This is a genomic window from Bordetella ansorpii (genome assembly GCF_900078705.1).
GTDB lineage: Bacteria > Pseudomonadota > Gammaproteobacteria > Burkholderiales > Burkholderiaceae_B > Bordetella > Bordetella ansorpii_A.
This window is the reverse complement of record NZ_FKIF01000002.1, coordinates 518,395-530,281: the sequence shown is the minus strand read 5'-3', so window position 1 is coordinate 530,281 and position 11,887 is coordinate 518,395. Positions and strand designations below refer to the sequence as shown.

Below are 11,887 nucleotides of genomic sequence, written 5' to 3'. Positions count from 1 at the left end.
CCTTAGGCCACGTAGCACAGCACTTCGCCGCCGACGCCGTTGGCGCGGGCCTTGCGATCGGTCATCACGCCGCGCGAGGTCGACACGATAGCCACGCCCAGGCCGTTCATGACCTGAGGAATGTTGCTGCGGCCCTTGTAGATACGCAGACCGGGGCGCGAGACGCGCTCGATGCGCTCGATGACCGGGCGGCCGGCGTAGTACTTCAGGGTGATCTCGAGCTCAGGCTTGGCCTGGTCGCCCTTGATCTGGAAGCCGTCGATGTAACCCTCGTCTTGCAGCACGGTGGCGATGGCCACTTTCAGCTTCGAGGAAGGCATGGCCACCGTGGCCTTGTCCACTTGCTGCGCATTGCGAATGCGGGTCAGCATATCGGCGATGGGATCGCTCATGCTCATATTTTTTCTCCTACCAGCTGGCCTTGGTCATGCCGGGGATTTCACCCTTCATGGCCATTTCACGCAGTTTGTGGCGGGTCAGGCCAAACTTGCGGAACACCCCACGCGGACGACCCGTGACCACGCAGCGGTTGCGCTGGCGGGTCGGGTTGGCGTTGCGCGGCAGTTGTTGCAGCTTCAGGCGAGCCTGGTAACGTTCTTCGTCGGTCTTCGACTGGTCGTCGATGATCGACTTCAGTTCGGCGCGCTTGGCTGCAAATTTGTCAGCCAGCTTGGCGCGCTTGATGTCGCGATTGATGAGGGAGAGTTTAGCCACGTCATCAGCCCCTTAGTTGCGGAACGGGAAGCTGAAGGCGGTCAACAGCGCCTTGGCTTCTTCGTCGGTCTTGGCGGAAGTCGTGATGCTGATGTTCAGCCCACGCAGCGCGTCGATCTTGTCGTATTCGATCTCGGGGAAAATGATCTGCTCTTTCACCCCGATGTTGTAGTTGCCACGACCGTCGAACGCACGACCCGAGATACCACGGAAGTCACGCACGCGAGGCAGCGCGACCGCCACCAGGCGATCCAGGAATTCGTACATGCGCTGACCGCGCAGCGTGACCATGCAACCGATCGGGTAGTTTTCGCGGATCTTGAAACCTGCGATAGCCTTGCGGGTCTTGGTCACGACCGGCTTCTGGCCGGCGATCTTGGTCAGGTCGCCCACGGCGTGCTCGATGACCTTCTTGTCCGACACAGCTTCCGAGACACCCATGTTCAGGGTGATCTTGGTGATGCGCGGCACTTGCATCGGGCTCTTGTAGCCGAACTTTTCGGTCAGGTCGCCGACGACCTTGTCTTTGTAAAACGCTTGCAAACGAGACATGTCTTCGCCCCCTTAAGCCTTAGCTGCGGCCTTGGCGCCGACCACGGCGCCATTGGAACGGAACACGCGCACCTTGCGGCCGTCCTCTTCCTTGATGCCCACGCGATCAGCCTTGCCCGTGGCGGGATTGAACAGCGCCACGTTCGAGATGTGAATGGGCATCGTCTTTTCGATGATGCCGCCGGGGTTGCCGGCCATGGGGTTCGGCTTGGCGTGCTTCTTCACCACATTGATGCCTTCGACCAGAACGTGGTCGGCATCGACGCGGGCCAGCACAGTGCCGCGACGGGTCTTGTCGCGGCCGGTCAGGACGATGACTTCGTCGCCTTTACGGATCTTTTCCATCGCGGGCTCCTTACAGCACTTCCGGGGCCAACGACACGATCTTCATGAACTTCTCGGTACGCAGTTCACGCGTAACGGGTCCGAAGATGCGGGTGCCGATGGGCTCCAGCTTGGCGTTGAGCAACACAGCGGCATTGCCGCCGAAGCGAATCAGCGAGCCGTCCTTGCGGCGCACGCCCTTGGCGGTGCGAACCACCACGGCGTTGTAGATTTCGCCCTTTTTGACACGGCCGCGGGGGGCCGCATCCTTGACGCTGACTTTGATGACGTCGCCGATGCCGGCATAACGGCGCTTGGAGCCGCCGAGCACCTTGATGCACATGACGTGACGCGCACCAGTATTGTCGGCCACGTCCAGCGTGGTCTGCATTTGGATCATGATTTTTCCTGTTCCAACTTAACTGGAAACTTCGCCTTCCTTGCCGGAGGGCGCGCATTTCCTGCCAGTTTTGGTCCCGTCAGGTCCGCCACGCGGACGCGGCGACCCTGGGTTGAAATCCTGCGGGCCCTGCCATCTGGCCACGCCGACGCAATGAAAATTGCGGGCCTGGCCTGACAAGAAGGACACCGGTGTTCCTGCTTGGTCTTGCTGTCTTGGTCTTGCTGTTTTACTTACCTGCTTTTTTCTCAACTTGCCCCGCAGCCATCGCTTGTTTGCCATGGCCCCGAAAGACAATTCGGGAAAGCTGGTAATTCTAGCCCGGCAAAGAGACGAGCGCAAGCACAATTTGCGGCAAAGGGCAAAGTGTGGTTTTTGCCCTGTTTGCCCATGTTTCCAGCGGGTTACGCCGGGTAACGGCGGCGGGGTCCGGCCTTGCACCGCCCCGCCTCATGCGTCACGGTTTCTTGGAACCGTCGTAGTAGCTCTTTTCCCAGGCTTCGTGGTTGGCCTTGCCGCGGCGCAGTTCGTCGGTGAACGGGGCCACCGCCAGGATGGCCTTGTTCAGCCAGCGCACGGGAGCCCGGCATGGGCGCTCGAAATCCACGAACAGCACGGCGCGAACACCGTCGGTATCGTTGTGCACCTGATGGGGATACAGGTCGTCGAACACGACGGCCTTGCCCTCCTGCCATACGTAGCGCTGGCCATCGACCTCGATCCAGCAGCGCTCGCGGGGTTCAGGCACGACCAGCGCCAGGTGCAGGCGCAGCACGCCGTTGTAGGGTCCCTTGTGCAGCGGAATCCGCTTGCCCGGCTCAAGGATGGAGAAAAACGCCGTGCGCAATCCCGGGATGGTCTTCAACGCCTCGGCGGTTGCGGGGCAACGGTCCAGGTTGCGCTGCGACCGCATGCCATAGGCCATGAAGACGAAGGTCTTCCACTGGTCGTCGGCGGTGATCATCCCCACATCGGGGGACAGCTCGTGGAAGGCCGGCAACCGCTTGCGGTCTTCGAGCAAGCTGCGCAACTCGGCGCCGATGCCCGGCGCGCGGGATTCGAGATCGCCGACCCACGGGAACGACGCGTTGTCGAAGATCGGATGGTCGCCCACTTCCGAGGCGTTGGCGATCCGGCGATGGAGCCATTCGACCAGGCGAAAGAGAGCACGGGAGAGCACGCCGGATTTTGACGGGGCGCTCGGGGCGGGGGGAGTGGTGATAGCAGGCATGTAACAAGCCTACGACCGGGTTCGGAGGTTTGGCAAGTATGTCCCCATTCCATAATGCGGGCTAACAAGACATTTTTGTGACTGTCTGAAACCGCTGTTCCCTCCCCGGTATCCGTACCTTGGCGAAAGCCCGCCCTCCGCCCATGGCGCGCCATGAAAAGCCGCTTGCTTTGCCGGGCCGCCGGCGGCGCCGGTCACCTGAAACGGTTGATGGCTTTTTTTACCCATCCCCATTTCTTTGCAAGGAAAGGGCAGGCTGCCGCCGACGCGCACGAAGGACGCGCGCCGTGGACGCAAGCAGCCCGTCAGAACATGCCCAGCGACACCTCGGTCTCGCGCGCCAGCGCCACCAGCCGGGGACCGATATCGGCCGCTCGCTCGCGGTAAGGCCCATCGCCGGACGGCACGCCGCAATTGAAGACGTACAGCAGCGACTGGTAGGGGCGGCGCAGCGGCGCGGCGAATCCATAGGCGTCGGGGCGCCATTCCATGTTGTTGCCGCAATAGCCCTTGCGCTCGAGATCGCGCCGCGCGGCGGCCAGGCTGGGGAAATGCGCGGCGTAGTGCGCCGGATCCGCCACGCGCAACTGGTTCAACACGGCGCCGCGCGCATCGTCCGTGGCCCGGGCCAGCCAGGCCTTTCCGGCCGCGCTGGACAGCATCGGCAGCGACGCGCCGATGTCCGGACGGGTCTGCAGGGCTTCGTTCGACCGGGCGGTTTCCACGTAGACCATCTGCAGGCGGTCACGCACCACCAGGGACACGGCGCCGCGCGCATGGTCGGCCAGTTGCTTCATCAGCGGACGGGCCATCTGGCGGATCTGCATGCTGGCCAGCAGCGGGTAGCTCAGCGCCAGCGCGGACGCTCCCAGGCGGTAGCGGACGGGTGCGCCGACGCGCTGCAGGAAGCCCAGTTCGACCAGGGTGTGGGTCAGCCGCGCGACCGCGCTGCGGGACAGCCCCGTCAGCCGCGCGAAATCCTTGTTGGCCAGTTCCGGCTGTTCCGCGCGGAAACAGCCCAGGATATCGATGCCATGCGCCAGCGTGGTGGCGAAATCGGGATCGGCGTCGCGCGTCATCCGCCCCCCTGCCGCGCGACCAGGGATTCGACGCGCGTCACCAGCGCGCGCAGCCGCGGCGCGATGCGGTGGCGCAGTTCGCCCGCGCGCAGGCGGCGCACCGGCACGCCGCAGTTGAAGACGAAGACCTGGCCATCGATGGGGCGCCGCATGGGCATCGCCACGGCGTGCACGTCGGCATGCCAGTCCCCTTCCCCCACGCAATAGCCGTGTTCGGCGTAATCGCGCCGCGCCTGCTCCCAGGCCGGCGCGTAGCGGCGCCAGGCAGCGGGGTCCTGCCGCCGCAGGACGTCCAGCAAGGACTCGGACTCGGCGCGATCGGCCTGCGCCAGCCAGGCCCGGCCCATGGCAGATTGCAGCAGGGGCAGCAAGGCGCCGATGTCGGGGCGAAAGGCCACGGCGTCATGGCCGCGGCAGGTTTCCACGTAGACCATGTGCAGGTCGTGATGCATGCCCAGCGACGCGGACCCGCCGGCGGCATCGGCCAGGCGCTTCATCAGCGGCCGCGCCAGTTGGCGGACCTTGATGCTGGACAGCAGCGGATAGCTCAGCGACAGCACCGCGGGCCCCAGCAGATAGCGGCGCGATCCGCTGTCGTAGCGCAGCAGGCCGCGCTGCATCAGCGTGTAGGTCAGGCGCGAAATGGTGGCCTTGGACAGCTGCGTGCGGTCGGCCAGCTCGCGGTTGCTCAGCGCGGGCTCGCCGTGGCGGAACGTCTGCAACACCAGCAGCCCGTGGGCCAGCGTGGTGGCGAACGCGGGATCGGCATGTCGATGGCCTGTCATGGATCGGTCCGGAGTGTCTGGCGATGATAGATCACGCCCGAGGATGGCGGCACACGCACGTTCAAGATATCGAAACAGTTGTCTCAGCCGCCCCGGCCTGTTTGATAGCCTGATTTCACACGACGGGTCCGCGAGCGATTACCCGCCCGCCCAGCCCGCCCCCGCATGGAGACAACACCTTGATCCGCGATCCGGAAGGCTTTCCCACGTTCATCGATTCGCTGCGCCGCTTCGTGCGGCGGCAGCTCGTGCCGCGCGAGGCCGAGGTCGCGCAGCGGGACGAAGTGCCTGAAGACCTGGTGTCGTCCATGGCGGCGCAGGGCCTGTTCGGCTATTCGATCCCGGAGCAGTACGGCGGCGCGGGCATGACCACCGAGGAGTTGATCCTGGCGGCGCTGGAGCTGTCGCAATGCTCGGTGGCGTTTCGTGCCCGGGTCGGCACCAATACCGGCATCGGCTCCGAAGCGCTCGTGGCGGACGGCACCGCGCCGCAGAAGGCGCGCTATCTGCCGAGGCTGGCGTCCGGCGAACTGACAGGCTGCTTCGCGCTGACCGAACCGCAGGCGGGCTCGGACGCGACGGCGCTGCGCACGACCGCGGTCCGCGACGGTGACAGCTACGTGCTGAACGGCGAGAAGTGCTTCATCACCAATGCGCCGATCGCCGGCCTGTTCACGGTGATGGCGCGCACCGACCCGAACGCGCCGGGCGCCAAGGGCATCACGGCCTTCATCGTCGAGCGCGGCACGCCGGGACTGTCCACGGCGCAGCCCTACGACAAGATGGGCCAGGCCGGATCGCCGGTATCCGCGGTGCATTTCGAGAACTGCCGCGTGCCGGCCGCCAACATCATCGGCGGCCAGGAAGGCCAGGGATTCAAGACGGCGATGAAGGTGCTGAACAAGCAGCGCATCCACCTGGCCGCGCTGTGCATCGGCCCGGCCATCCGCATGCTGGACGACACGATGCGTTTCGTGGCCGAGCGCCAGCAGTTCGGCAAGCCGCTGATGGATTTCCAACTGGTGCAGGCGATGCTGGCCGATTGCCAGACCGAGATCCAGGCGGCGCGCGCGCTGGTGCTGCAGACCGCGCGCGAACGCGATGCCGGCCAGGACGTGACGCTGAACGCGTCGATCTGCAAGTACTTCGCCTCGGAGATGTGCGGCCGCGTGGCCGACCGCTGCGTGCAGATGCATGGCGGATACGGCTATATCGCCGACCACGGCATCGAACGGTTCTACCGCGACGTGCGCCTGTTCCGCCTGTACGAAGGCACCAGCCAGATCCATCAACTGACCATCGCACGGCACACGCTGGCGCAAGCCGGCCACGCGCCTGGCCGCTAGGGCCCCGGCCCTCAACGGGGACCCAGGCCATAGAAGCCGCGGGCCCCTATCCCCAAAGGAGAACTCCATGCTATCCCGATCCCTGTGCAAATGGCTGGCCGCCGCGGCGACGGCCGCCGCATGCGCCGCGCTGCCGCTGGCGGCAACGGCGGCCTATCCCGACAAGCCCATCCGGCTGATCGTGCCCTTCGCGCCGGGCGGCTCGGCGGACATCCTGGGCCGCCTGATGGCCGAGGCGCTGCACCCCATCCTGGGCCAGCCCATCATCGTCGAGAACAAGCCCGGCGCGGGCGGCAACATCGGCGGCGACTTCGTGGCACGCGCCACGCCCGATGGCTACACGCTGCTGCTGGCGGCGGCCGGCCCCACGGTGATCAATCCCAGCCTCTACACGGGCATGCCGTTCGATCCGGCCAAGGACCTGGCGCCCATCACCTGCCTGGAACTCGAGCACAACCTGATGGTCGTGACCAAATCGTTGCCGGCCAAGACGCTGCCCGAGTTCCTGCAATACGCGCGCCAGCACCAGGGCAAACTGTCGTTCGGCTCGCCCGGCAACGGGTCCCCCGCGCACCTGGCCGGCGAATTGTTGAAACAGCGGGCCGGCCTGCAGATGGAGCATGTGCCGTACAAGGGCACCGGCCCGGCCATGACCGACCTGGTGGCCGGCCACATCGACTTCATGATCGACAACATGCCCGCGCTGTTGCCGCAAGTGAAGGCCGGCACGGTGCGCGCCCTGGCCGTGCCGAGCGACAAGCGCGCCACCGCCGCCCCCGAAATTCCGACGTTCGAGGAAGCGGGCCAGAAGGGCTTCGTGGTGATGGCCTGGAAAGGCCTGATGGCGCCTGCCGGCACCGATCCCAGGATCGTCGAGCGCGTGCATGCCGCGGCCGTGCAGGCGTTGCAGGATCCGCAGCTGCGCAAGCGGCTGCAGGAACTCGGCGCCGAACCGCTGGGCAGCACGCCCGCCGAGTTCGCGCGGCAGATCAGGGAAGAAACCGCGTGGTGGGGCAAGCTGGTGAAGTCGACCGGCGCCCGCATCCAGTAGCGGCGCAGGAGACCGCCATGCATGTCTCCTGCCGACAGGAAGATGCCTGCGTGGACGAACTGTGCGCACGCGTGCGCCGCTTCGTCGACGAGGTCGCCATTCCCGCCGAGTCGCCGGCCATCGCCCGCGACGTGGCCGCGCTGGACCGCAGCGTGGCGCAGTTGCACGGGCGCGCCCGCCAGGCCGGCCTGTTCGCCCCGCAGTTGCCAGGCGAATGGGGCGGCATGGGCCTGGGCTGGAAGGCGTTGGCGCGCGTGCTGGAGGAAGCAGGCCGCGGCTTCCTGGGTCCGGCGGCGCTGCATTGCGCGGCGCCCGACCAGCCCAACATGCTGACCCTGCTGAAACTGGGAACGCCCGAGCAGAAGCGGCGCTTCCTGGCGCCGCTGGCCAGCGGCCAGCAGCGCGCCTGCTTCGCGATGACGGAACCGGCGCCGGGCGCGGGTTCCGATCCATCCATGCTGCGCACGCATGCGGTCAGGCGTGGCGCGGGCTGGGTATTGAACGGCCACAAGCAATTCATCAGCGGCGGCGTGGCAGCCGATTTCGCGCTGGTGCTGGCCAGGACCGAAGGCGGCGCCACGCTGTTCCTGGTGCCCCGGGACACGCCGGGTTATCGCGTCGTGCGCGACATCGGCATGGTCACCGGCTATCAGATCGGCGGCCACGCCGAGATTCTGCTGCAGGACTGCGAAGTGCCCGACGACGCCGTGCTGGGCGAAGCGGGCCGCGGCCTGCAGCACGCGCAGCTGCGCCTGGAGCCGGCGCGCCTGCTGCACTGCATGCGCTACATCGGGCGCGCGCGCCGCGCCCTGGAAACCGCGCAGGCCTACGTGCGGGAACGCAGATCGTTCGGGGCCCGGCTGGCGGACCTGCAGCAGATCCAGGCCATGGTGGCCGACTCGCACATCGAACTGCACGCCAGCCGCCTGATGACGCTGGAGTGCGCCGACCGCCTGGACGCGGGCCTGCCCGTGAAGCAGCACAGCGCCATGGCCAAGGTATTCGTCTCGGAAACCGTGAACCGCGTGGCCGACCGCGCCGTACAGATGATGGGGGCTTCAGGCCTGTCCGAGGACACGCCCGTATCGATGATCTGGCAGGAGCTTCGTCCGTTCCGCATCTACGACGGCGCCAACGAACTGCATCGCGCCACGCTGGCGCGGCGCTTCCTGTCCTGAATACCGCATCTGGAGAACCGTATGGCGATCTCGCGTTTCAAAGCCTACCGATTGCATGCTGGCGCCGAGGGCGCGCCCCCCGTGGGCCGCTTCGACACGCTGTCCGAAGACCAGTTGTCGCCGGGCGACACGTTGATCAAGGTGGCATATGCCGGCCTGAACTACAAGGATGCGCTGGCCCAGGCCGGACAGGGCCGCATCGTGCGCGAGTACCCGCGCATCGGCGGCATCGATCTGAGCGGCACCATCGTGCATTGCGCCGACCCTTCGCTCGCGCCGGGACAGGAGGTGGTGGTGCATGGCTTCGGCATCGGCGTGGACGCCGACGGCGGCTATGCCGAGTATGCGCGCGTACGGCATGAATGGGTGTTGCCCCTGCCCGCCGGCATCAGCCTGCGCGACGCGGCGGTGCTGGGCGCGGCCGGCTACACGGCAGCCCTGTCGCTGCACTGGATGGAACATTGCGGATTGCGGCCCGACCAGGGCGAGGTACTGGTGACGGGCGCCACGGGCGGCGTGGCCGGCATCGCCATCGACATCCTCGGCCAGCGCGGCTACAGCGTATGCGCCATGACGGGCAAGGGCGACGCCGAGCCCTATCTGCGCGCCCTGGGCGCGGCCCAGGTCATCCCGCCTCCCGATCTGTCCGCCGGCGTGAAGCCGCTGGCCAGCGCGCGCTGGTCCGGGGTGATCGATTCCGTGGGCGGCGCCCTGCTGGCGCACGCCCTGGCCGGCCTGAAGCCCGACGGCGTGGCCGCGTCGTTCGGCAACGCGGGCGGATCGGACCTGCCCGGCTCCGTCATTCCCTTCATCCTGCGCGGCGTGAAGCTGCTGGGCATCAACGCCAACAGCCCCATGCCGCTGCGCCGCGAGGTGTGGCCGCGCCTGGCCGCCGATTACCGGCCCGCGCGCCTGGACCGCATCGCGCGCGTCATCGATCCCCCTGAACTGCCGCAAGCCCTGGCCGCGATGCTCGGCCGCGCCAGCACCGGCCGCACCGTGGTGCGTTTCTCCTGAGCCTCGATTCCGCAGCAACCATGACCACACACCTGGACGCCTCGCTTTCCCGTCTGTTCGACCCGCGCAGCATCGCCATCGTGGGCGCCTCGGCCACGCCCGGCAAGATCGGCGCGATGCCGGTCACGCTGTTGCGGCAGTATGGCTACGCAGGCCGTATCGTGCCCATCAATCCGCGTGCCGGTGAGATCCAGGGACTGCCTGCGTTCGCCGGCCTGTCGGCGGTGGACGATGCCATTGACCTGGCCATCCTCGCCGTGCCCGCCGTCCACGCCGCGCAGGCCCTGGCCCAAGCGCGGCCCGGCCAGATCGCGGGCGCGGTGATCTTCACCTCCGGATTCTCGGAGACCGGCGACGCGGGCCGCGCGCAGCAGGCCGCGCTGACGCAGGCCGCCCGCGAACGCGGCATCCGCCTGCTGGGTCCGAACTGCCTGGGCTTCATGAACGTGCGCAAGCACGTGTACGCCACCTTCTCGCCCGCCCCCGCCAACGGCGCCGTGGCGCCCGGCGGTATCGGCATGGTGTCGCAGAGCGGCGCCTTCGGCGCCTATGCCTACAGCATGGCGCGCGAGCGCGGCCTGGGCCTGTCGCACTGGATCAGCACGGGCAACGAGGCCGACATCGACGTGGCCGACTGCATCGCCTGGCTGGCCGATGACGCGGACACGCGCGTCATCATGGCGTACATGGAAGGCTGCCGCGACGGCGACAAACTGCGCGCCGCGTTTGCGTCCGCCCGCGCGGCCGGCAAGCCCGTGGTGGTGACGAAGATCGGCCGCACCCAGGCCGGCGCGCAGGCGGCGGCCTCGCACACGGCCGCGCTGGCGGGTGACGATGCCGTCTACGACGCGCTGTTCCGGCAATACGGTGTGCTGCGCGCCCGCACCATCGAGGAATTCTTCAATCTGGGCTATGCGCTGGACACCTGGAAGCAGCCCCCTCGCGGCAATCGCCTGGGCATCTTCACCATATCGGGCGGGGTGGGGGCGTTGATGGCCGACGAGGCCGCGGACGCCGGCCTGGTATTGCCGGAACCCGCCGCCGACGCGCAGGCCCGCCTGCTTGCGCAGGTGCCGTTTGCCAGCGGCCGCAACCCGGTCGACGTGACGGGACAGGCCGTCTCGGAACCCGGCGTGCTGTTGAGCACGGCGCAAGACATGCTGTCCGACGGTCGCTACGACGCGCTGGCGGTTTTCCTGGCGGCGGCGGGCTCGTCGGAGAAGCTGTGGCCGACCTTCGAGAACTTCGCGCGGCAGTTGCAGGCCAGCCGGCCCGACGTGCCGCTGGCGATCTGCGCGCTGTTTCCCCCGGCGCGCCGCCGCGAGCTGGAGCAGTTGGGCTGCCTGGTGTTCGCGGATCCGAGCGCGGCGGTGCGCACGATTGCCTCGCTTGCGGGGCTGGCCCACGAACGGACGGACGACGCGGGCCGTCCGGCATCGGAGGCGCCCGCATCGCAGGGCCAGACCCTGCTGCCCTCCTACAACGAAGTGCAGGCCATGGCGTTGCTGCGCGAGGCAGGATTGCCCGCGACGCCGTGCACGCTGGTCGGCGATGCCGATGGCGCGGCGGCGGCGGCGGCGGCGGACATCGACGCGCCGGTCGTGCTGAAGATCGTATCCGCCGACATCGTGCACAAGAGCGACGTGGGGGGCGTGAAGCTGAAGTTGTCCGGCGAGGCCGCCGTGCGCCAGGCCCATGCCAGCATCCTGGCCTCGGTACGCCAGCATGCTCCGCAAGCGCGCGTCGATGGCGTGCTGGTGGCGCCGATGGCGCCGGCCGGTGTCGAGTGCATTGCCGGCATCCACGACGACCCCGTGTTCGGCCCGGTGGTGATGTTCGGCCTGGGCGGCGTCTTCGTCGAAGTGCTGAAAGATGTCAGCTTCCGCCTGGCGCCATTCGGGCACGGCGAGGCGCTGGCGATGATCCGCGAGATCAAGGGCTATGCCGTGCTGCGGGGCGCGCGCGGGGCGCCGCCATGCGATCTGGATGCCCTGGCCGAGGCCCTGGTACGGCTGTCGCGACTGGCGGATGCCCAGCGCGGCAGGTTGAAGTCCCTGGAGATCAATCCGCTGCTGGCCCTGCCTCACGGCGCACTGGCCTTGGACGCGGTGGTGATCCCTGCCTCGCCGGCCGGCTGAGCACAGACCGCCGACCGTTCCGCCTGGAAACCACGCCCCTGCGCCGGCGGGCGGCCCTCGCGGAACGATCGG

At 67.7% G+C, this 11,887-nt stretch carries 13 protein-coding genes; 5 read left to right on the top strand and 8 right to left on the bottom strand.

Annotated features, from left to right (window positions below; genetic code table 11):
* Positions 1-2: 2 nt before the first annotated feature.
* The 8 genes from rpsH to A6745_RS06030 form a co-directional block, all read right to left on the bottom strand.
* On the bottom strand, positions 3-398 hold the full coding sequence (rpsH, locus tag A6745_RS06065) for a 30S ribosomal protein S8 (RefSeq protein WP_066124750.1): 396 nt from the start codon (positions 396-398) through the stop codon (positions 3-5).
* Positions 399-408: 10 nt separating this feature from the next.
* On the bottom strand, positions 409-714 hold the full coding sequence (gene rpsN / locus A6745_RS06060) for a 30S ribosomal protein S14 (protein ID WP_066124748.1): 306 nt from the start codon (positions 712-714) through the stop codon (positions 409-411).
* Between the two features lie 12 nt (positions 715-726).
* Positions 727-1,266 (bottom strand): 50S ribosomal protein L5, encoded by a 540-nt coding sequence (gene rplE, locus A6745_RS06055; RefSeq protein WP_066124745.1) that lies wholly within the window; start codon positions 1,264-1,266, stop codon positions 727-729.
* 12 nt (positions 1,267-1,278) lie between these two features.
* A complete protein-coding gene (gene rplX / locus A6745_RS06050) occupies positions 1,279-1,611 on the bottom strand; it encodes a 50S ribosomal protein L24 (protein WP_066124742.1) in 333 nt (110 codons plus the stop codon).
* A gap of 10 nt (positions 1,612-1,621) precedes the next feature.
* On the bottom strand, positions 1,622-1,990 hold the full coding sequence (gene rplN, locus A6745_RS06045) for a 50S ribosomal protein L14 (protein ID WP_066124741.1): 369 nt from the start codon (positions 1,988-1,990) through the stop codon (positions 1,622-1,624).
* A gap of 457 nt (positions 1,991-2,447) precedes the next feature.
* Positions 2,448-3,221 carry an aspartyl/asparaginyl beta-hydroxylase domain-containing protein gene (locus A6745_RS06040; protein ID WP_066124739.1) on the bottom strand — a complete coding sequence of 258 codons (774 nt, stop codon included), beginning with the start codon at positions 3,219-3,221 and terminating at the stop codon, positions 2,448-2,450.
* Between the two features lie 305 nt (positions 3,222-3,526).
* Positions 3,527-4,300 carry an IclR family transcriptional regulator gene (locus tag A6745_RS06035; protein ID WP_066124737.1) on the bottom strand — a complete coding sequence of 258 codons (774 nt, stop codon included), beginning with the start codon at positions 4,298-4,300 and terminating at the stop codon, positions 3,527-3,529.
* Positions 4,297-5,085 carry an IclR family transcriptional regulator gene (locus A6745_RS06030; RefSeq protein ID WP_066124735.1) on the bottom strand — a complete coding sequence of 263 codons (789 nt, stop codon included), beginning with the start codon at positions 5,083-5,085 and terminating at the stop codon, positions 4,297-4,299. Before A6745_RS06030 ends, A6745_RS06035 begins: the two co-directional genes overlap by 4 nt.
* A gap of 179 nt (positions 5,086-5,264) precedes the next feature.
* On the opposite strand from A6745_RS06030, the gene A6745_RS06025 reads away from it, so the two are divergent.
* The 5 genes from A6745_RS06025 to A6745_RS06005 all read left to right on the top strand — a co-directional run bounded on the left by A6745_RS06025 (position 5,265) and on the right by A6745_RS06005 (position 11,815).
* Entirely contained in the window at positions 5,265-6,431 is a 1,167-nt protein-coding gene (locus A6745_RS06025; RefSeq protein WP_066124734.1) for an acyl-CoA dehydrogenase family protein, read from the top strand.
* A gap of 67 nt (positions 6,432-6,498) precedes the next feature.
* Positions 6,499-7,482 (top strand): Bug family tripartite tricarboxylate transporter substrate binding protein, encoded by a 984-nt coding sequence (locus A6745_RS06020; RefSeq protein ID WP_066124732.1) that lies wholly within the window; start codon positions 6,499-6,501, stop codon positions 7,480-7,482.
* Positions 7,483-7,499: 17 nt separating this feature from the next.
* On the top strand, positions 7,500-8,660 hold the full coding sequence (locus tag A6745_RS06015; protein ID WP_066124731.1) for an acyl-CoA dehydrogenase family protein: 1,161 nt from the start codon (positions 7,500-7,502) through the stop codon (positions 8,658-8,660).
* Between the two features lie 21 nt (positions 8,661-8,681).
* Complete coding sequence (locus A6745_RS06010; protein ID WP_066124729.1) at positions 8,682-9,677, top strand: acrylyl-CoA reductase family protein; 996 nt, start codon at positions 8,682-8,684, stop codon at positions 9,675-9,677.
* 20 nt (positions 9,678-9,697) lie between these two features.
* Positions 9,698-11,815 (top strand): acetate--CoA ligase family protein, encoded by a 2,118-nt coding sequence (locus A6745_RS06005; RefSeq protein WP_066124727.1) that lies wholly within the window; start codon positions 9,698-9,700, stop codon positions 11,813-11,815.
* The last annotated feature ends 72 nt before the right edge of the window (positions 11,816-11,887 follow it).

Excerpts from the sequence above, each read along its gene's own strand:
- rplN (WP_066124741.1), bottom strand. The coding sequence starts at position 1,990 with ATGATCCAAATGCAGACCACGCTGGACGTGGCCGACAATACTGGTGCG.
- A6745_RS06010 (WP_066124729.1), top strand. The coding sequence starts at position 8,682 with ATGGCGATCTCGCGTTTCAAAGCCTACCGATTGCATGCTGGCGCCGAG.
- A6745_RS06040 (WP_066124739.1), bottom strand. The coding sequence starts at position 3,221 with ATGCCTGCTATCACCACTCCCCCCGCCCCGAGCGCCCCGTCAAAATCC.
- rpsH (WP_066124750.1), bottom strand. The coding sequence starts at position 398 with ATGAGCATGAGCGATCCCATCGCCGATATGCTGACCCGCATTCGCAAT.
- A6745_RS06020 (WP_066124732.1), top strand. The coding sequence starts at position 6,499 with ATGCTATCCCGATCCCTGTGCAAATGGCTGGCCGCCGCGGCGACGGCC.
- rplX (WP_066124742.1), bottom strand. The coding sequence starts at position 1,611 with ATGGAAAAGATCCGTAAAGGCGACGAAGTCATCGTCCTGACCGGCCGC.
- A6745_RS06035 (WP_066124737.1), bottom strand. The coding sequence starts at position 4,300 with ATGACGCGCGACGCCGATCCCGATTTCGCCACCACGCTGGCGCATGGC.
- A6745_RS06015 (WP_066124731.1), top strand. The coding sequence starts at position 7,500 with ATGCATGTCTCCTGCCGACAGGAAGATGCCTGCGTGGACGAACTGTGC.
- A6745_RS06005 (WP_066124727.1), top strand. The coding sequence starts at position 9,698 with ATGACCACACACCTGGACGCCTCGCTTTCCCGTCTGTTCGACCCGCGC.
- A6745_RS06030 (WP_066124735.1), bottom strand. The coding sequence starts at position 5,085 with ATGACAGGCCATCGACATGCCGATCCCGCGTTCGCCACCACGCTGGCC.
- rplE (WP_066124745.1), bottom strand. The coding sequence starts at position 1,266 with ATGTCTCGTTTGCAAGCGTTTTACAAAGACAAGGTCGTCGGCGACCTG.